The organism is Erwinia sp. OLFS4, assembly GCF_002752165.1.
Classification (GTDB): Bacteria; Pseudomonadota; Gammaproteobacteria; order Enterobacterales; family Enterobacteriaceae; genus Izhakiella.
This window is the reverse complement of sequence record NZ_MOMB01000074.1, coordinates 1-19,048: the sequence shown is the minus strand read 5'-3', so window position 1 is coordinate 19,048 and position 19,048 is coordinate 1. Positions and strand designations below refer to the sequence as shown.

Here is a 19,048-nt window from a genome sequence, read left to right as displayed (position 1 = left end):
TAAGCGTAAGTGAGTTGAAACACGCGGTGGCAGTCACGGCAGCGAAATCTGTCATAGCCTTTAGGGTTCTGACCATGGCGGTAAACCTGAACAGACTGACAACGGGGACAATGAACGTTAACGCTGGCCATAAGAGAACCTCAAAAGCCCGCATTATACATCAGATTCAACCAATTAGAGGCATCACCCTTCGGAAGCGCTCATGCAGCCGGAGTTGACGAGACATCAATTAAGTCAAAAATTGTCACATTATCTGTCGCCGCAAGCGAGCAAGCGCAAAACTCATTAACGGCCGTCACCGGCCTCATGCCCGGCGACATACCCGCTCTCACGATCGTAGCCAACGGCAGCATTTACACCAAGTCAGGCAACCCAGCATATCTCGCGTTCCGATTCACCCCCGAGGTAGGGAGTGAATGCGATCATACGGCCTCGCTCCGCACGCTGACCGGTCGTTACACAGGCTACAGCATTTGCGTGGAAGTCCAGTTCACCGATCACCAGAGTTCGGAGGTGACTACGGACAATTGGTTCGCACTATCCCAGCCGGCCACGGCGCTCAACTACACAATATCGACATACACAAGACAACAAATACCTGCCGATAGGTATCCGCTAGGGACACAAGGCGCGATCTACATCCCTTAGATCCGTGATGCGATGAGCAGGGGCCGTGAACGAGGCGTTACGCCCTTGGCAGGTATACAACGCTGTTCTGTCGGTATCCCCGGTCGGTACGAAAGACAAACGGCGTGCCGTGGGCCTTCAGGTGATGGTCAACGCGCAGGGTGCTCTGCCGGCCCCCGCCGTGGCCTTTGACGTGTTCGCACAGCGGGTGAACGGGAAGTCGGGTTTCCAGGAGGCTGGTCAGCATTTTTAATACCAGCGCATCCCGGGATGACCAGAGCGCCAGGGTTTCGCCTGATGCCTTCTTAATTATTTGCAACGGAGAGAATCGGTATTCACCTCTATTCAGCTGAGACAAGATAATATCGCGCTCCCGCTGCCAGTGAAAACGCAGGTGCCATATATCGGCATGGTCCGGATACTGTTTGCGTGCCTGTATTAGCCACTGATAGGCATATTCAATGTTTAATAGGGTGACGAGTTGCTTATTTTCTGCGTATTGCCTGTCAGGGGGGTATCGGTTCTCTCTCATCTTTTTATTATTTTTCGTTTTATGACTAACCCGGTAAAATTTATTTTTTAGTTGTTTATTTTACCTGTCTGTCAGTTATTCTGTTTTTATTATTACTCTGTTGTGATGATTTTTTATTTATTTATTTTTTTGTTTTGTTAGGCTGATAATTTTGATTGGTTGAATCTGATGTATAATACAGACTTCGGTATCAACACGGGGATACGCTATTTGAAAAATTCACGCCGAAGCGAGTAACGTCCAGGTCTGTCGCCTATGACGATGTGGCGCTGATCTGCGAACCCGACGTGCAATGGTGCTTCGTTTCTGGCGGTCAGGCAGAAGGTTATGGCTAGCCTGCCGCATTCAGTGTACAAATTAAGTGAGTTCGCCCGGTGTTTAGCCGGATATAAGGAGCAGTATATGTCACGGATACGCATTCAGATTATTAATCCCAATACCAGTCAGGCTATGACAGAAATTATCGCTAACGCTGCCCGTGAGGTTGCCGGAGCCGGTAGCGAGATTATTGCGGTCTGTCCGTCTGACGGCGTGCCATCCATTGAAAGTCATTTTGATGAGGCGATTGCCGCCCTTGGCGTGCTTGAACAGATAAAAGCTGGCCGTGAGCAGGGGGTGGATGGCCATATTATCGCTTGTTTTGGTGACCCCGGATTACTGGCGGCCCGCGAGCTGGCGCGTGCACCGGTGATTGGCATTGCCGAAGCGGCTATGCATCTGGCAACGCTGGTTTCGACGCGTTTTTCTATTGTTACGACCCTGCCACGTACGCTGATCATTGCACGCCACTTGCTTGAGCGTTATGGCTTCAGTCAGCACTGTGCGGCGCTGCATGCGATTGATCTGCCGGTACAGGCACTGGAGGACGGCAGCGGGCGAGCACAGCGCAAAGTCCGTGATTGCTGCATTCAGGCCATCAAAGCGGATGGCTGTGGCGCGATTGTCCTTGGCTGCGGGGGGATGGCCGACCTGGCCCGTACCCTGAGCGCGGAGCTGGATGTGCCGGTGATTGATGGCGTCAGTGCGGCGGTAAAAATGGTGGAGTCGCTTGTGGCGCTGGGGTTATCTACCAGTAAACATGGCGACCTTGCCTGGCCGGAGGCCAAGTTACTGAGTGGAAAATTCCACCGGTTTAACTCCGGGGGCGGTAGTGTGCGTTAGGCGCGGGGCACCAGTTAAACATTAAAGCGTGAAGCTATCGCTATCGCGCCAGGCGGGGAAGCGTTCGCGGTAATCGCTGAGTGTTTCCAGGGAAAGTGTGGCGTCAAGGCGCGCCGGCTGGTGCGGCGGTGCGCTGGCGATAATTTCACCCATCGGGTTGATTATCAGGCTGTCGCCGCAGTAATCCAGCTGGTTGCCATCGCTACCTACGCGGTTACAACCCAGAACATACGCCTGGTTTTCAATTGCCCGGGCCAGTAACAGCGTTTGCCAGTGATGGGTGCGGGCGGCAGGCCAGTTTGCTACATACACAGCGAGATCGTAGTCGCCACGGTTACGGGAAAACACCGGAAAGCGCAGGTCATAGCAGATTTGCGGCAAAATACGCCAGCCACGCCATTCAATGACTTCGCGTCGTTCGCCTGCCAGATAGTGCTGATGTTCTTCCCCCATGCGAAACAGATGACGTTTATCATAGCGGTGGACCTTGCCATCAGGCTCCACCAACAGAAAACGGTTAACTGCTCCTTTTTCGGTCTGAATTGCCGCGCTGCCTGCCAGCAGTGCATGAGTCTGTTGGGCATGGCCTTGTAGCCACTCAATGACTCTTGACTCGGGAAGGGAACGCTGGGCCGCCTGCATTGCGAAGCCGGTGGTAAACATCTCCGGCAGTACGATCAGATCACGCGCTGTGAGCGGCTGCATCAGGGTGTCAAAATGGCTCAGATTAGCTTCGCCATCCATCCATACCAGCGGTTGCTGCAATACGGTCACGTTTAAAGTTGACACAGGCGCTCCGCAGCTGCATCCAGCGTAGCCTGCTGTTTAGCAAAGCACAGGCGGATGAGTTTATGGGGAAAGGCGCCGGAGCAGAACACCGACAGAGGAATAGCGGCTACGCCGACGTCGGTGGTTAACCATTCACAGAATGCTACATCGTCCAGATCCGAAAGCGCGCTGTAATCTGCCAGTAAAAAGTAGCTGCCCTGGCAGGGCAAAAGATGAAAACGGCTGGCGCTCAGGGCTCGGATGAAATGGTCACGGCGGGCGCGATAAAAATCCGGCAGCGTAAGGTAGTGTTGCGGTTCGGCTTCGAGCATATCCGCCAGCGCCAGCTGAGCCGGGGTATTGACGGCAAAAGTCAGATACTGATGAATCTTACGGATTTCCGCACTGATTGCCGTGGGTGCAATGCTGTATCCCACCTTCCAGCCGGTCATATGGTAGGTTTTGCCAAAGGAAGAGACGACAACCGCCCGTTCGCGCAGCTGCGGATGGGTCAGCAGACTGATATGTCCGCCCGGCGCGAAACAGATATGTTCGTATACTTCATCGCTCAGTACATAGGTCTCCTGGGCGGCGATCGCCTGCCATAACGCGGCAAAATCCTCCGTCTGCCAGACGGTGGCTGAGGGATTATGCGGAGTATTAAGGATAACCAGACGGGTACGGGATGACAGCAGGGCACTAAATGCTGACCAGTCGACGCGGAATGCCGGCGGTTGCAGGGGCAGGCGCCTGACCGTGCCGCCCGCCAGCGCAATAGCCGGCGCATAGCTGTCATAGCTGGGATCGAAACAGATCACTTCGTCACCGTCACGTACCAGCGCAGTAATTGCCGCATAAATAGCCTCAGTGGCACCCGCCGTGACGGTAATTTCCTGTTCCGGGTCCGGCAGATAGTCATACAACCTGCCGGTTTTGCTGGCAATGGCCTGACGAAGTGCGGTTACGCCCGTCATTGGTGCGTACTGGTTAGCGCCGGCATTGACATGGTAAGCCAGCCGCTGTTTAAGGTAATCCGGCCCGTCAAAATCAGGGAATCCCTGTGACAGATTAATGGCGTTGTGCTGCTGTGCCAGCGTGCTCATCCGGGTAAAAATAGTGGTTCCCAGCGCAGGGAGCTTGCTTGCAGGCGCCAACCGCGTGTTACTCATGGTTCTTTCCCTTTTTTGCACAAACAGATGACGGGCTGTCAGAGTGGCAAATTTTAACATGATGTTAATTTTTGGCAATCTGCATGCTGACAGCAACAGCAGAATCAGCGCAGCGGGGGAAAGGAACAGGCCACTGACCTTACGATTTGCTGGGTAAGCCGACTGGCTGCCATGCCCACCACAACGGCTGAGCATAGGGTATGCTGGCAGCCGCTGCGGTGGGGCAAACCGATACTCAAATCAACAAGCGGTTGCGGCCTCGCCGGAGTCAGGCCGCAGCCACTTTACGTGCGTTCTCCGGCTTTTTTACCGGTTTGGTCGCCAGTTCTTCCGGGGCAAAATCATCAACGTTAATGCTGCGTAAACGACTGGCTTCCGCCTGGCTGAGTATATCGGCTTCTTCCTTACTGATTAGCTGTTTTTGCAACCACTGCTGGCCAAGCTCGTCAAGGCGGGTGAAGGGCAGATTTTTTTGCAGCTGTTTACATAGCCGCTGGTGAATGGTTTCCGCCGCGATAATGTGTTGCAGGGCTTCTTCCATCTGACCGGCCGGATTGTGTTCAGCCGGCGTCAGGTACTGGCCGCGACCAAGACGGCTGCGGGTGGCGCAAGGCTGTTGCAGAATCTGAGCCAGCTGATGGTCGAGACGATCGTCTGGCGCATAGCAGTGGCGGCCGGCCGGGAAAACCACCATCCGCATTAGCGCCGCTATCGCCCGGTTAGGGAAATTACGCAGCAACTCTTCTATAGCCGTTTCTGCCTGGAACAACGCATCCTGTACGCTCCAGTGAACCAGCGGCAGGTCGGCGGTCTGTCGTCCTTCATCCTGATAGCGTTTCAGTGCGGCAGAGGAAAAATAAAGTTGACTCAGTACGTCGCCAAGTCGCGCTGAAATGCGTTCGCGTCGTTTCAGACTGCCGCCGAGGCACGCCATTGAAATATCTGCCATAAAAGCCAGATTTGCGCTAATGCGATTTAGATGCTGATAGTAGCGTCGTGTTGCATCGCCGGTTGGTGTACTGCTGGTACGCCCGCCAGTCAGGCCTAGCCAGAGGCTGCGCATGATATTGCTGCCAACATGTCCGATATGGCTGAACAGCGCCCGATCAAACGCTTTCAGGTCCTGACTCTGTGCCGCAGCCATTTCGGTAAGCACGTACGGATGGCAGCGAATCGCACCCTGACCAAAAATTATCATGCTGCGGGTCAGAATGTTGGCCCCTTCCACCGTGATAGCGATAGGTGCGCCCTGATAAGCCCGGGCAAGAAAATTATTGTTACCGAGCATAATACCTTTGCCGCCGGCGATGTCCATCGCATCAATAATGGCGCGCTGGCTGCGATGGGTACAATGATGTTTCACGATAGCCGACAAAACCGCAGGCTTTTCGCCAAGCATAATGCCATAGGTAATCAGCGAGGCGGCGGCGTCCATGGCATAAGCATTGCCGGCAATGCGCGCCAGCGGTTCTTCAATGCCTTCCATCTTACCGATTGGCAAGCGGAACTGGCGGCGAATATGGGCATAGGCGCCAATTGCCATGGCGACTGATTTCAGGCTGCCGGTGGCATTGGACGGCAACGTAATACCCCGTCCGACGGAAAGACACTCTACCAGCATGCGCCAGCCCTGACCGGCCATTTTTGGCCCACCGATAATGTAGTCAATCGGCACGAAAATATCTTTGCCGCGCGTCGGACCGTTCTGAAACGGCACGTTGAGGGGGAAATGTCGCCGGCCGATTTCCACCCCAGGGGTTGCGGTGGGTATCAGCGCACAGGTAATTCCCAGCTCTTCGTCATTGCCCAGCAGATGGTCGGGATCGGAGAGCTTGAATGCCAGCCCCAGCACGGTGGCAATGGGCGCCAGGGTAATATAACGCTTGTTCCAGGTCAGGCGCATGCCCAGTACCTGCTGACCCTGCCATTCCCCCATACAGACCACGCCGCTGTCAGGGATTGCGCCGGCATCAGAACCCGCTTCGGGGCTGGTCAGGGCAAAACAGGGGATCTCTTCACCGCGCGCCAGCCGGGGCAGATAGTGATCTTTTTGTTCATCAGTACCGTAATGTTGCAGCAGTTCACCAGGGCCGAGGGAGTTGGGGACTCCGACGGTAATAGCCAGAATGCCGGAAACACCGGCCAGTTTTTGTAACACCAGTGACTGGGCATAAGCAGAAAAGGCCAGGCCGCCATACTCCTTTTTAATGATCATGGCGAAGAAACGATGTTCTTTAAGATAATCCCACAATGCCGGCGGGAGATCGGCCATCTCGTGGGTAATAGCAAAATCGTTGGCCATGCGGCAGGCTTCTTCGACCGGTCCGTCAAGAAAAGCCTGTTCTTCCTCAGTCAGACGCGGCGGCGGGTAGTCATGCAGCATTTTCCAGTCAGGATTACCGCGAAAAAGCTCGCCTTCCCACCAGGTGGTACCGGCATCTATTGCTTCTTTTTCGGTGCGTGACATCGGCGGCATCACTTTCTGAAAGCTTCGCATCACCGGTTTAGAAAACAGCGCCCGGCGCAGAGCGGGCAGATTGAATGGCAGCAGTACGATTGCCAGCGCTACCAGTAGCCAGACGCTCCAGAAATCTGCTGCGGCCATCAGTCCGGCCCAGATAAGCAGGATGACACTGGCAAGCGCCAGCTGAACCCGGTGATAAAACAACACGCTGATCAGGACGAGTGTTGCAACAATACTGATAACTAACGTAACTACCATACCCTACTCCCTAAGTGCTAAGAGGTCCGACCTGTTGGTTAAAGGTGTAGATGAGAATCCGCCTCCGATCAATATATTTACATAATATTTACAACACAGTTCACACTCCGTTATAGAGATAACGGCATCACACCGGCGGGTGGTAACGCTTTGCGCACTCACACCATTTGGGTACACTGGCAGCGATATTTCTTGAGAAGGAAGGTCCCACCTATGTACCAGGATATTATCCGCGCTGAGCTTAACGAAGCGGCTGAAACCCTTAATGCATTTTTAAGTCATGACGCCAATATTCATGCTATTCAGCGGGCGGCGGTGATGCTGGCCGATGCCTTCAAAGCAGGGGGGAAAGTCCTCTCCTGCGGTAATGGCGGCTCGCATTGTGATGCCATGCATTTTGCCGAAGAGCTGACCGGTCGTTATCGTGAGAATCGCCCCGGCTACCCGGCAATTGCCATTTCAGACGTCAGTCATCTTTCCTGCGTCAGTAATGATTTTGGCTTTGAATACGTGTTCTCACGTTATGTTGAAGCGGTCGGACGTGCCGGCGACGTATTACTGGGGCTTTCAACTTCCGGTAACTCGGTTAACATTCTCAACGCCATTGAGGCGGCAAAAAAACAGGGAATGAAGGTGATTGCACTGACCGGCAAAGACGGCGGCAAAATGAACGGTCTGGCAGATATTGAAATTCGGGTGCCTCATTTTGGCTACGCCGACCGCATTCAGGAAATTCATATTAAGGTTATTCATATTCTGATGTTACTGGTTGAAAAAGAAATGGTTAAATAGACCCGTTATGGGGGCGGGAGACCGGGAAGCAGGACGCGCAGTTTTATCCCCCGGCGGTTAATACTCTGTTTGCGGTGGTGTAAGGCGGTAGCATGTGCGAATTGCTGGGGATGAGCGCCAATGTCCCGACGGATATCTGTTTTAGTTTTACTGGCCTGGTGCAGCGTGGCGGTGGTACCGGGCCGCATAAAGACGGCTGGGGAATTACCTTTTATGAAGGTAAAGGCTGCCGGACGTTTAAAGATCCCCAACCCAGTTTTCATTCGCCGGTTGCCCGCCTGGTACAGGAATATCCTATTAAATCCTGTGCTGTGGTGGCCCATATTCGTCAGGCTAACCGTGGTCAGGTCGCGCTGGAAAATACCCATCCTTTTACCCGCGAACTTTGGGGGCGCAACTGGACTTATGCGCACAACGGTCAGCTGCGTGGCTACCGTCAGCTGGATACCGGTGCTTTTCGTCCGGTAGGGCAAACCGACAGCGAACAGGCTTTTTGCTGGCTATTGCACCAGCTGGCGAGCCGCTATCCGCGCACGCCAGGCAACTGGCCGGCGGTGTTTCGTTACGTGGCCGGACTGGCGCAACAGCTACGCGGGAAAGGGGTGTTTAATATGCTGCTGTCAGACGGCAACTTCCTGATGGCCTATTGCTCAACTAACCTTTACTGGATCACCCGCCGCGCGCCGTTTGGCAAAGCCACGCTGCTTGATCAGTATGTGGAAATTGATTTTCAGAAGCAGACCACGCCCGACGACGTGGTCACGGTGATTGCGACTCAACCGTTGACCGGTAATGAGTCCTGGCAGCGGATTGCGCCCGGTGAATGGGCGTTATTCTGCCTTGGTGAGCGCCAGTGCTGAAGCCGGTGCTGATGAAAAAGGCGTCGCCGGCAGGCTGTTATTAAGCACATATTTGCCGTCACTGACGCTGATAGCGGGCGGCAGATGGTTTTTGACAAACTGAGCGTAGGCCGGCTGCAGCTGCTGCCAGAAACTGTAGTAAACCGAGTTGCGGTTGCGTTGCATATTGCTGTCAGTCATGCGGAACGGATAAATACTGATATCTACCCGCGGTTGTCCATTGTGCAGGGCGGCTGCCACATAATCATAAATATCCTGAATATAGGTATCGGTCATGGCATAGCAGCCGACGGAAACGCAGGCGCCGTGAATCATCAGATATTTACCTTCATAGCCTTTTTCACGGTCGTACTGATTGGGAAAACCAATATTAATTGCCCGGTAAAAATGGCTGTCCGGTTTCAGCTGTGACAGGCCGACGCTGTAAAACCCTTCCGGACTTTTAAAATCACCGGCGCGACGTTTTGGACCCAGGCCGCCGGAAAAATTGCAAATACGGTAGCTGTCAAGCAAACGATATTCGTTACCGACTTTGCCATACAGTTCCAGCGTACGTTCCTGTTTAAATATCTGAATATAAACTGGCGTACCCAGAAGCTGTTTCTTGAGTTCTTTACTGACCGGTGCCAGCGGAGAAACCGGATCGGGAAGGCTGGCCAGACAAACAACCGGCAGCAAGATCATCGCAAACAGCCATGCGATTTTACTCATTATATTTCCTTGTAATACCAATGTAACCGGCGCGGGAGATGCGCTGCTTTTACGATATCGGAGTTTTCTACTATCGCCGGGCAACATTATCATTGTCTGTTTTTTTATCAAGTCACCGCGCGCGAAAAACACCATGAATTTCAATTTTGTGGCTTGTCCGGCCAATGAAAGGCGAGGATTGGCTCCTGTAATCCCTTGCAGGGTAATTATACTGCTGTATACTTATCCAGTATTGTGGAGGGGCTATGCGTAAAATTATTCATGTCGATATGGACTGTTTTTTTGCCGCCGTTGAAATGCGAGACAACCCCTCGCTACGTGATATCCCTATTGCAATTGGCGGCAGCCGTGAAAGCCGGGGCGTCATCAGCACCGCCAATTATCCTGCACGTAAATACGGTGTACACAGCGCAATGTCCACCGCAATGGCATTAAAACGCTGTCCCCATCTTAAGCTGATTGCCGGCCGTTTTGATGCTTACAAGGCGGCCAGTTACCATATCCGCGAAATATTTTCCCGCTATACCCCGCGGGTGGAGCCGCTGTCGCTGGATGAGGCCTACCTTGATGTCAGTGAAAGCCAGCACTGTCAGGGGTCGGCGACGCTCATTGCAGAGGACATACGCCAGACTATCTGGCGTGAGCTGGCGCTAACGGCTTCGGCCGGCGTTGCGCCAGTTAAGTTTCTGGCAAAGATCGCCTCCGATATGAACAAGCCAGACGGACAATATGTTATTACACCGCAGCAGGTTCCGGCATTTCTTCAGTCGCTGCCGCTGGCAAAAATACCTGGTGTCGGTAAAGTGACCGGAAAAAAACTTGCTGAGCTTGGTTTGCACACCTGTGCTGACGTGCAGCGTAGCGAACTGGCCGCCTTATTACGTCGGTTTGGTAAATTTGGTCACATACTCTGGGAACGCAGTCATGGGGTGGATGAACGCGAAGTGATTACCGAAAGGTTACGAAAATCACTCGGCGTGGAACGCACGCTGGCACAGGATATTCATCACTGGGATGACTGTCTTGCCATTATTGACCAGCTTTATGACGAACTGGCCCGCCGGTTGACGCAGATCATGCCTGACCGGCAAATTGCGCGTCAGGGAGTGAAGCTGAAATTTGATGATTTTCAGCTCACCACTCAGGAACACCTCTGGCCGGAACTGAATAAAGCAGATTTAATTGCCGTGGCGCGTAAAACATGGGATGAGCGTCGCGCCGGTCGTGGGGTGCGGCTGGTGGGATTACACGTCAGCTTGCTCAATCCACAGTTGCAGCGACAGTTATTACTGGGTCTGTAGCTGACACATGGGCTCTGGCCTGGCACAGCGCGTTACTTTGCTGGCTGTTCTGCGAGGGTGTCAGCCGCAGCCAGAGCAGGCGGGTAGCCACCCGCCTGCCGCGGTTATTTTGCCGGAATAGCTTTCAGTAGCGCCGTCAGCAGCTGCCAGTAAAGGCCTACACTGGCAATATTAACCTGTTCATCCGGAGAATGCGGCCCGGTAATGGTCGGGCCAATTGAGACCATATCCATGTGCGGGTAAGGCTTCTTAAACAGACCGCATTCAAGACCGGCATGAATAACCTGAATGTTGGGGACTTTATTGAACAGTTTCTGGTACGTTTCACGCACCAGTGCCATGACCGGCGAGTGCGGATCGGGTTGCCAGCCAGGATACCCTCCTTTCGGTGTGGTCGTGGCACCGGCCAGCTCACCAAGCGCGGTTAGCATTTCCACCACATAATCTTTACCACTGTCCACCAACGAGCGGATCAGGCAATGAATACGCGCCTGGTGCTGGTCAAACGCCACTACCCCGATATTCAGTGAGGTTTCCACCACCCCTTTCATAACATCGGACTGGCGGATAACGCCGTTCGGGGTGCTGTTCAGCAGGGCAACAAAGCGATCGCGACACGCATTTGTTAACGGGCGGACGTCGCTTTGCGTGCGTTCTATCAGCAGCGTCAGGTTTTTATCCAGCGGGCTGGCTTCATTTTTCAGGGTGGTAAGGTAACTCTGCACCGCTGCTTCCAGTGCTGTGAGCTTATCGCTGGCCACGGCCAGGGTTGCGAAGGCTTCACGTGGAATGGCATTGCGCAGCGTACCGCCGTTAAAATCCAGCAAACGCAGATCCAGCAAGCGACTATGGCTAAACAGAAAGCGCGCCAGCAGTTTGTTGGCGTTACCAAGGCCCATATGAATATCGGCACCGGAGTGACCGCCACGCAGTCCTTTCAGGGTGAGCGTGAAGGTCTGATAACCCGCTGGCAGGGGTTCGCGTGCCAGTGACAGGGCTGAGGTGACATCAATGCCGCCGGCGCAGCCCATATAGATTTCGCCTTCTTCTTCTGAGTCGGTATTGATCAGAATTTCAGCCTGCAGCCAGTTGGGCTGTAAACCAAAGGCACCGTCCATTCCGGTCTCTTCAGTCATGGTCAGCAGTACTTCAAGCGGGCCATGTTCAACATGTTCATCCGCCAGCACTGCCAGCGCTGAGGCCATGCCAATACCGTTATCGGCACCGAGGGTAGTGCCGCGTGCTTTTACCCATTCACCGTCTATCCAGGGCTGAATCGGGTCACGCGTAAAATCGTGCTGTGTATCATTATTTTTCTGCGGCACCATATCAAGATGCGCCTGCAATGCTACCGGCTTAAGATGTTCCAGACCGGCGCTGGCCGGTTTGCGGATAAGAATATTACCGACCGCATCGCGTTCAGCAAAAAGGCCTTTCTCCTGCGCCCAGCTAAGAATGTGCGTTGCCAGCGCTTCTTCATGAAAAGACGGGTGGGGAATGGCGCAAATTTTAGCAAAAATATCCCACAACGGTTGTGGTGATAGTTGAGACAATTCAGACACAATCGGTCTCCTGTTAAACCGTTATCCGGCAGTAATATCGCCGTCGTCGGTGGGTGTTATCCGGGTAGTCATCTCTGCCGGGTACAGACCGGCACCAGGCTGCCAAGAATACCACTGTTTACGTTTATTCGCTCGTTTGCTGCCGGCAAAAAGTCGCGTAAAGCCAGGTGTTAAGCTGGTTTTTCATATGCCAGATCACTATAATCTCGCGCAATCTTTCCCACGATGCCTGTTGAGCCACTATTTCTGGTCGGGATACTTTCATGAGTGAAAAATATGTTGTTACCTGGGACATGCTGCAAATTCATGTCCGCAAACTCGCCCAGCGTCTGCTACCGGCAGCACAATGGAAAGGGATCATTGCGGTTAGTCGCGGTGGCCTGGTGCCTGCTTCACTGCTGGCACGTGAGCTGAATATCCGCTATGTCGATACCGTATGTATTTCCAGTTACGATCATGACAACCAGCGTGATATGCAAATTCTGAAGCGTGCCGAGGGTGACGGTGAGGGCTTTATCGTGGTTGATGATCTGGTTGATACCGGTGGCACCGCACAGGCGATCCGTAACCTGTATCCGAAAGCCCGTTTTATCACGGTTTTTGCCAAGCCTGCAGGGCGTCCGCTGGTTGACGATTACCAGGTCGACATCCCGCAAAACACCTGGATAGAACAACCCTGGGATATGGGTGTAGTTTATATTCCACCGATTGTTCAGGGCTGATTGACGTCGATCAGGGTGTTGCGTGTTGATTGCGCTATGGTGCAGGTTTGCTGAACATATTTGTCTGAGCAGGCGGCTTGCCTGCTGATTCGCGTCTGACGTCGCTGAGCTCTAAACGCTGTTGGGGTCAGGCGCCAGCCGGGGGAACAGATAGTGACATCAAAAAATCTGAGTGAAGAACTGTTTAAACCGCGCTTTACGCACCCTGAAACCTCTTCTTTAATCTGCCGGCAGTCCCATTCTCACCCCGGCCAGATCCGTACCGCGCTGGACGGTGAAAATCAGCATAGCTGGTATCGCATGATTAACCGCTTGCTGTGGATATGGCGCGGTGTGGCTCCGGTTGAGCTGAGCGAAGTGCTGTCACGTATTGCATTCAGCCAACAGGCACGTACCCGTCCCGGGCAGTTAGATACCGTTATAGGTTATCGTAGCGGCAACTGGATATATGAGTGGTCAAAACAGGCGGCGCAATGGCAGGATAAAGCCCAGTTGCTGGAAGGCAGCGCCGGAGCCGGCGAGTGCTGGATGCAGGCAGCAACCTTATTCAGTCTGGCAGGTTACCCCTATCTGAAAGGCGATCAGCTGGCCGATCAGGCGCAGGTCCAGGCTAACCGGGCTTACGAGCAGGCGGCCCGTTATTTCCCCGGAGAACTCAAAGAGCTGAGTTTCAGTATTGCTGGTGGCAGTGCGATTAACGGTTTTTTACATATGCCCGCCGGCGCCAGTGCTTCTTATCCTACCGTACTGATATGCGGGGCGCTTGATGCCTTACAAAGCGACCACTATCGTCTGTTTCGTGATTATCTGGCGCCGCTGGGGCTGGCGATGCTGACCATTGATGTTCCTTCCGTTGGTTTTTCTGCCAAATGGAAACTGACTGAGGATGCCAGCTTTCTGCACCAGCAGGTGCTGCGGCAACTGGTGGATGTTCCCTGGATCGATCATACCCGGGTGGCTGCATTCGGCTACCGTTTTGGCGCCAGCATCGCGGTACGGCTGGCTTACCTTGAAGGACCATTGCTGAAAGGTGTGGCCTGTATGGGGCCGATTGTTCATCGTCTGTTGAGCGATCCGCAGCAGCAGGACGCCATACCTGCAATGTATCTCGATTTACTGGCCAGCCGTCTTGGTATGTCTTACACCAGCGATGAAGCGCTGCGTAACGAACTGAACTGTCATTCTTTAAAAGTGCAGGGCTTGCTGGGGCGCCGTTGCGCCACCCCGATACTGTCCTGTTTCTGGCCAGATGACCCGTTCAGTCCGGCCTCTGAATCACAACTGATAAGTCAGTCTTCGGCACAGGGTTCGCTGCTGAAGATAACCCCTTCGCCGGTGATGCAGAGTTTTCAGCAGGGGTTACAGCAAATTTCGCGCTGGATAGCGAAGCGCGTCGGCGTCTGAGTTGCTACTATTGACAGGCATTACTCATTGACTGATAACAGGAACGCGCTAAATGACCTTACCAAGTGGACACCTGCGGAGTAAATTTGTAAAACAGTTCACCGCGCTAGGCCCCTACATTCGTGAAGGTAAATGCCAGGGCGACCGCTTTTTCTTCGACTGTCTGGCCGTGTGCGTCAACGTGAAGCCGGCACCGGAACAGCGCGAATTCTGGGGATGGTGGATGGAACTGGAAGCGAAAGCCGATCACTTTACCTATGAATACTACTTCGGTTTATTTGACAAACAGGGGCAGTGGCAGGCGACGGCAATTAAAGGAAAAGAGACCCATCAGCGCCTTGAAGAGACGCTGCGCGATTTTCATCAGCGTCTGAAAGCGCTGCTGGCAGAACATCAGCTGGCGCTCAAGCCCGCGGCAGACTTCAACGACAAGCCGGTAGCACTGGCCGGATAATGGGTTTACCCCGGCCGCAGGTGCGGTACGACAGCGTCAGACCGGCGTCTGCAGGTTAATCCTCACAGTCTTTACTGGCTGAAATGAAAAAAGGCTGGAAATCCCAGCCTTTGTTTACAGACACATAACGAGAGAATAAAGACTGCACCTGTGGCAGGGCGCAGCCTGTGACATCAGAACTGGTAGGTCATACCCACGGCGACTACGTCGTCGTTGTTAAGCGCCAGTTTGTTGTCTTTGTCCAGCTGGTTGATTTTGTAGTCAACCATGGCAGACATGTTTTTGTTGAAGTAGTAGGTGGCACCCACGTCAATGTATTTAACCAGGTCCGCATCGCCAACGCCGCGCTCGATGTCGTGGCCTTTGGTCTGTACGTAACCGATGGACGGACGCAGACCGAAGTCAAACTGATACTGCGCAACCAGTTCGATGTTAGTGGCTTTATTAGCCAGACCGGTATAAGTGGTGGAGGTGCTGCTGGTTACGCCGGCAATGGCATTGGTGGTGGTGAATGGTGTCATGTTTGACGTCTGGGTATAAATCGCTGCCAGATAAACGCCATTTGCGTCATATTTGATGCCGCCGCCAAACGCATCGGCTTTATCACCGTGACCAAAGACCAGCGACTGCTGCTGATTCGTGCGGTCAGAAGAGGTGTAGGCGCCACCGACTGACAGACCGGTGTCCAGAATGGCGTAAGAAACTGAGAGGCCATAGCCGTCGCCGTTACCGGTGGTGGTGCCACGGGCATTAGCGGTATCAGCACTGTTTTTGCCCTGATATTGCAGCGCAAATTTCAGGCCGGGGATCAGACCAAAGAAGTTGTTGTTACGGTATGTTGCCACGCCGGTTGCGCGCTGAGTCATAAAGTTATCGGCGCGCGCGGTGCCATCGCCACCGAATTCCGGGAACATATCGGTCCAGCCTTCAACGTCATACAGCACGCCATAGTTACGGCCGTAATCGAATGAGCCAGCGTCAGCGAATTTCAGACCGGCAAAGCCCAGGCGGGTTTTGTTACCGGTGTTAGAGTCGGAGCCTTCAGAGTTGTTCAGGTTGTACTGATATTCCCACTGGCCGTAACCGGTCAGGTCATCGCTGATTTTAGTCTGACCTTTAAAGCCAATACGGGCATAGGACTTATCACCATTACTGCCGGTATTGTCGCTGAAGTAGTGCATCGCTTTCAGCTTACCGTAGAAGTCCAGTTTATTACCGTCTTTGTTATACACTTCGGCGGCGTTAGCGCCGGCAGACATGGCCAGGGCAGCTACGACAACTGCCAGTACGCTCTTCTTCATTTGCATTTGCTATCAATCCCGAACGAGTAAAGTTTTTTGCCTCAATGGCTGTTATACCGGCGGTCTGGTCATTCATACCGTCCGGAGTGCACGCCTGTTTTACCTGTTATTGATGACGCTTTTATTACATTTTGTTGCCAGAGAGGTATTGTTCGAACTTTTTTTGTCAGTCAGTGTCAGGGTATTTTTTGCCATTTCCCCTTGCAGCGGTTGGTTTCCTTGTCGACTCCTGATAAAAAGTCAGCTCAATAACTTTTTTTTGAGTAACGGCAGGAAAAAATGCGTAGCAGCCAGACCCTGGTAGTGAAACTGGGGACCAGCGTACTGACCGGCGGATCGCGCCGGTTAAATCGGGCCCATATTGTGGAGCTGGTGCGTCAGTGTGCCCAGCTGCATACCGCCGGGCATCGCATCGTGATTGTTACCTCCGGCGCAATGGCGGCGGGGCGTGAACATCTTGGCTACCCGGAACTGCCGCCGACTATCGCTTCTAAACAGCTGCTGGCAGCGGTGGGACAAAGTCGTCTTATTCAGCTGTGGGAACAACTGTTTTCTATTTACGGCATCCATATTGGTCAGATGCTGCTTACCCGCGCCGACCTGGAAGATCGCGAGCGTTTTCTCAACGCCCGTGACACCTTGCGCGCATTGCTTGATAACCACATTGTACCGGTCATTAATGAGAATGACGCCGTCGCAACGGCCGAAATTAAGGTTGGTGACAATGACAATCTTTCTGCGCTGGCGGCTATTCTGGCGGGGGCCGACAAATTACTGCTGTTAACCGACCAGCCCGGACTGTTTACTGCCGACCCGCGAAATAATCCGCAGGCCCGCCTGATAGCCGATGTACACAGCATTGATGATGCGTTACGCACCATGGCCGGTGATAGCGTCTCCGGGCTTGGCACCGGCGGCATGGCCACCAAACTGCAGGCGGCGGACGTAGCTTGTCGCGCCGGAATCGACACCATCATTGCTGCCGGCAGCAAAGCAGGCGTAATCAGTGACGTGATTGCCGGTACGGCGGTTGGCACCCGTTTCCATGCTATGCAATCGCCGCTGGAAAACCGTAAACGCTGGATTTTCGGCGCGCCGCCCGCCGGAGAAATCATTGTTGACGACGGCGCAACCAGTGCCATTGTTGAACGTGGCAGTTCGCTGCTGCCGAAGGGGATTCGTACCATCAGTGGTAACTTTTCCCGAGGCGAAGTGGTGCGCATCCGCAATTTGCAGGGACGGGATGTCGCGCATGGGGTATCGCGCTACAATAGTGACGCTATGCGGATGATCGCGGGCCACCACTCCCAGCAAATTAGCGATATTCTTGGATATGAATATGGTCCGGTTGCCGTTCACCGTGACGATATGATCGTCAGTTAAAGGGGCTGAAAATGCTTGAACAGATGGGGCGGGCCGCAAAAGAAGCGTCTTACCAGCTTGCTGTACTCTCCAGTGCAGAAAAAAATCGGGTACTGATGACGATAGCCGATCGGCTTGAAGCAGAGCGCGCGCATATCCTCAGTGCCAACGAGCTGGACCTGGCAGATGCCCGTCAGAATGGCATGAGTGAGGCGCTGCTGGACCGGCTGATGTTAAACGCTGCACGGTTGCAGGGGATTGCTGACGATGTGCGCCAGGTCTGCCAGCTGGCAGACCCGATTGGCGAGATAATCGACGGCGGCTTGCTTGACAATGGTCTGCGTATTGAGCGGCGTCGGGTGCCGCTCGGCGTGGTTGGGGTGATTTATGAAGCACGTCCCAATGTCACCGTTGATGTCGCTTCGCTGTGCCTGAAAACCGGTAATGCTGCTATTTTACGCGGCGGTAAAGAAACCTACCGCACCAACGCCGCGACGGTGCAGGTTATTCAGCGGGCGCTGGAAAAACACGGTTTACCGCAAGGCGCAATACAGGCCATTGATAATCCCGACCGGGCGCTGGTCAGCCAGATGCTGAAGCTGGACCGCTATATCGATATGCTGATCCCACGGGGAGGGGCCGGACTGCATAAGCTGTGCCGGGAAAACGCTACTATCCCGGTAATCACCGGCGGCATCGGCGTCTGCCATATGTTTGTTGATGACAGTATGGAAACAGCAGCCGCACTGGATCTGATTGTTAATGCGAAAAAGCAGCGGCCTGGCGCCTGTAATTCGCTGGAAACGCTGCTGATACACCGCGCTATTGCCGGGCAGTTTCTGGCACCGTTCAGTGACCGTATGGCGCAGGAAGGCATCAGGCTGCACGCAGACAGCAATGTTATTGCACAACTGCAATCCGGTCCGGCGGCGGTCAGCCCGGTGCAGGAGAGCCAGTATCGTGACGAATGGCTGTCGCTGGATCTCAATGTCAGGCTGGTGGATGGCCTTGACCAGGCGGTTAGTCACATTCGCGAATACAGCACCCAGCATTCCGATGCCATCCTGACGCGTAATCTTGCCCAGGCTGAACGTTTCGTTAGCCTGGTGGATTCGGCGGCGGTATTTGTCAATGCCAGCACGCGTTTTACCGATGGGGGGCAGTTTGGTCTGGGGGCCGAAGTGGCTGTCAGCACCCAGAAACTGCATGCGCGCGGACCCATGGGACTGGAAGCCCTGACCACCTATAAATGGATTGCTTTCGGCGAGGACAGCCTGCGCGTATAAGCTAACCAGCGCCGCACTGCACCCGTTCTTGCTGCGGTAAAAACAAACAAAAAATGCCGGAAAAAAACACACTTGCACCCGATGCTATTGACTCATTCCGGCAATTTTTTTAACGTAATGCCCGTGATTTCACCCACCTCACGCCGATATAGCTCAGTTGGTAGAGCAGCGCATTCGTAATGCGAAGTGAATCGCCACGGGTTTAACAGACACCTCAGAGTCATTTAAGATGACTTAAAGAGAGGTGCCCATGAGCGGTAAGCGTTATCCTGAAGAGTTTAAAATTGAAGCAGTCAAACAGGTTGTTGATCGCG

Annotated in this window: 17 protein-coding genes and 1 pseudogene; 10 read left to right on the top strand and 8 right to left on the bottom strand. The window is 53.8% G+C overall.

From position 1 onward, the window contains the following. Window positions 1–131, bottom strand: a 131-nt coding sequence (locus BL249_RS17945) for an IS1 family transposase (RefSeq protein ID WP_342633895.1), incomplete at its 3' end; no start/stop codon positions are given. A gap of 554 nt (window positions 132–685) precedes the next feature. Next, the gene (locus BL249_RS17935) at window positions 686–1,159 is read right to left on the bottom strand and encodes a hypothetical protein (RefSeq protein ID WP_099706737.1); all 474 of its coding nucleotides are present in this window, start codon (window positions 1,157–1,159) and stop codon (window positions 686–688) included. A 186-nt stretch (window positions 1,160–1,345) separates the two neighbouring features. On the opposite strand from BL249_RS17935, the pseudogene BL249_RS19530 reads away from it, so the two are divergent. Beyond that, a pseudogene (locus BL249_RS19530) lies at window positions 1,346–1,464 on the top strand (IS1 family transposase); the annotation flags it as partial. Between the two features lie 97 nt (window positions 1,465–1,561). Continuing rightward, a complete protein-coding gene (gene hpxA, locus BL249_RS17930; RefSeq protein ID WP_099706738.1) occupies window positions 1,562–2,320 on the top strand; it encodes an allantoin racemase in 759 nt (252 codons plus the stop codon). 21 nt (window positions 2,321–2,341) lie between these two features. On the opposite strand, the gene BL249_RS17925 is transcribed toward hpxA, so the two are convergent. The 3 genes from BL249_RS17925 to fadE form a co-directional block, all read right to left on the bottom strand. Beyond that, window positions 2,342–3,109, bottom strand: a complete 768-nt coding sequence (locus BL249_RS17925) for an amidohydrolase (protein ID WP_099706739.1) — start codon at window positions 3,107–3,109, stop codon at window positions 2,342–2,344. Next, window positions 3,097–4,257, bottom strand: a complete 1,161-nt coding sequence (locus tag BL249_RS17920) for a pyridoxal phosphate-dependent aminotransferase (protein WP_099706758.1) — start codon at window positions 4,255–4,257, stop codon at window positions 3,097–3,099. The genes BL249_RS17925 and BL249_RS17920 overlap by 13 nt, the downstream gene beginning before the upstream one ends. Before the next feature lie 268 nt (window positions 4,258–4,525). Beyond that, window positions 4,526–6,979 carry an acyl-CoA dehydrogenase FadE gene (fadE, locus tag BL249_RS17915; RefSeq protein ID WP_099706740.1) on the bottom strand — a complete coding sequence of 818 codons (2,454 nt, stop codon included), beginning with the start codon at window positions 6,977–6,979 and terminating at the stop codon, window positions 4,526–4,528. 213 nt (window positions 6,980–7,192) lie between these two features. On the opposite strand from fadE, the gene lpcA reads away from it, so the two are divergent. Then, window positions 7,193–7,771 (top strand): D-sedoheptulose 7-phosphate isomerase, encoded by a 579-nt coding sequence (lpcA, locus tag BL249_RS17910; RefSeq protein ID WP_099706741.1) that lies wholly within the window; start codon window positions 7,193–7,195, stop codon window positions 7,769–7,771. Between the two features lie 92 nt (window positions 7,772–7,863). Continuing rightward, complete coding sequence (locus BL249_RS17905; protein WP_099706742.1) at window positions 7,864–8,631, top strand: class II glutamine amidotransferase; 768 nt, start codon at window positions 7,864–7,866, stop codon at window positions 8,629–8,631. Here BL249_RS17905 and dpaA read toward each other — a convergent pair. Next, entirely contained in the window at window positions 8,602–9,342 is a 741-nt protein-coding gene (gene dpaA, locus BL249_RS17900; protein WP_099706743.1) for a peptidoglycan meso-diaminopimelic acid protein amidase, read from the bottom strand. The genes BL249_RS17905 and dpaA overlap by 30 nt on opposite strands. Before the next feature lie 245 nt (window positions 9,343–9,587). On the opposite strand from dpaA, the gene dinB reads away from it, so the two are divergent. Continuing rightward, window positions 9,588–10,643: a DNA polymerase IV gene (gene dinB, locus BL249_RS17895; RefSeq protein WP_099706744.1), complete on the top strand. Its 1,056-nt coding sequence runs from the start codon at window positions 9,588–9,590 to the stop codon at window positions 10,641–10,643. Window positions 10,644–10,747: 104 nt separating this feature from the next. Here the strand turns inward: dinB and pepD are convergent, their stop codons facing one another. Beyond that, window positions 10,748–12,205 carry a beta-Ala-His dipeptidase gene (gene pepD, locus BL249_RS17890; RefSeq protein WP_099706745.1) on the bottom strand — a complete coding sequence of 486 codons (1,458 nt, stop codon included), beginning with the start codon at window positions 12,203–12,205 and terminating at the stop codon, window positions 10,748–10,750. Window positions 12,206–12,468: 263 nt separating this feature from the next. Here pepD and gpt point away from each other — a divergent pair, with 263 nt between their 5' ends. From gpt to crl, 3 genes are all read left to right on the top strand, one after another. Further along, window positions 12,469–12,927: a xanthine phosphoribosyltransferase gene (gpt, locus tag BL249_RS17885; RefSeq protein WP_099706746.1), complete on the top strand. Its 459-nt coding sequence runs from the start codon at window positions 12,469–12,471 to the stop codon at window positions 12,925–12,927. A 153-nt stretch (window positions 12,928–13,080) separates the two neighbouring features. Then, the gene (frsA, locus tag BL249_RS17880; protein WP_099706747.1) at window positions 13,081–14,331 is read left to right on the top strand and encodes an esterase FrsA; all 1,251 of its coding nucleotides are present in this window, start codon (window positions 13,081–13,083) and stop codon (window positions 14,329–14,331) included. Window positions 14,332–14,383: 52 nt separating this feature from the next. After that, entirely contained in the window at window positions 14,384–14,785 is a 402-nt protein-coding gene (gene crl / locus BL249_RS17875; RefSeq protein ID WP_099706748.1) for a sigma factor-binding protein Crl, read from the top strand. Window positions 14,786–14,958: 173 nt separating this feature from the next. Here the strand turns inward: crl and ompC are convergent, their stop codons facing one another. Beyond that, window positions 14,959–16,086, bottom strand: coding sequence for a porin OmpC (gene ompC, locus BL249_RS17870; protein WP_099706759.1), 1,128 nt, complete (start codon window positions 16,084–16,086; stop codon window positions 14,959–14,961). A gap of 279 nt (window positions 16,087–16,365) precedes the next feature. Here ompC and proB point away from each other — a divergent pair, with 279 nt between their 5' ends. Together proB and proA are read left to right on the top strand one after the other, a co-directional pair. Further along, window positions 16,366–17,469: a glutamate 5-kinase gene (proB, locus tag BL249_RS17865; protein WP_099706749.1), complete on the top strand. Its 1,104-nt coding sequence runs from the start codon at window positions 16,366–16,368 to the stop codon at window positions 17,467–17,469. A gap of 11 nt (window positions 17,470–17,480) precedes the next feature. Next, window positions 17,481–18,734 (top strand): glutamate-5-semialdehyde dehydrogenase, encoded by a 1,254-nt coding sequence (proA, locus tag BL249_RS17860; protein ID WP_099706750.1) that lies wholly within the window; start codon window positions 17,481–17,483, stop codon window positions 18,732–18,734. Window positions 18,735–19,048 lie beyond the last annotated feature (314 nt).

Bases quoted from the DNA above. Each gene is read 5' to 3' on its own strand.
- BL249_RS17935 (WP_099706737.1), bottom strand. From the start codon at position 1,159: ATGAGAGAGAACCGATACCCCCCTGACAGGCAATACGCAGAAAATAAG.
- hpxA (WP_099706738.1), top strand. From the start codon at position 1,562: ATGTCACGGATACGCATTCAGATTATTAATCCCAATACCAGTCAGGCT.
- BL249_RS17920 (WP_099706758.1), bottom strand. From the start codon at position 4,257: ATGAGTAACACGCGGTTGGCGCCTGCAAGCAAGCTCCCTGCGCTGGGA.
- fadE (WP_099706740.1), bottom strand. From the start codon at position 6,979: ATGGTAGTTACGTTAGTTATCAGTATTGTTGCAACACTCGTCCTGATC.
- lpcA (WP_099706741.1), top strand. From the start codon at position 7,193: ATGTACCAGGATATTATCCGCGCTGAGCTTAACGAAGCGGCTGAAACC.
- BL249_RS17905 (WP_099706742.1), top strand. From the start codon at position 7,864: ATGTGCGAATTGCTGGGGATGAGCGCCAATGTCCCGACGGATATCTGT.
- dpaA (WP_099706743.1), bottom strand. From the start codon at position 9,342: ATGAGTAAAATCGCATGGCTGTTTGCGATGATCTTGCTGCCGGTTGTT.
- dinB (WP_099706744.1), top strand. From the start codon at position 9,588: ATGCGTAAAATTATTCATGTCGATATGGACTGTTTTTTTGCCGCCGTT.
- gpt (WP_099706746.1), top strand. From the start codon at position 12,469: ATGAGTGAAAAATATGTTGTTACCTGGGACATGCTGCAAATTCATGTC.
- crl (WP_099706748.1), top strand. From the start codon at position 14,384: ATGACCTTACCAAGTGGACACCTGCGGAGTAAATTTGTAAAACAGTTC.
- ompC (WP_099706759.1), bottom strand. From the start codon at position 16,086: ATGAAGAAGAGCGTACTGGCAGTTGTCGTAGCTGCCCTGGCCATGTCT.
- proB (WP_099706749.1), top strand. From the start codon at position 16,366: ATGCGTAGCAGCCAGACCCTGGTAGTGAAACTGGGGACCAGCGTACTG.
- proA (WP_099706750.1), top strand. From the start codon at position 17,481: ATGCTTGAACAGATGGGGCGGGCCGCAAAAGAAGCGTCTTACCAGCTT.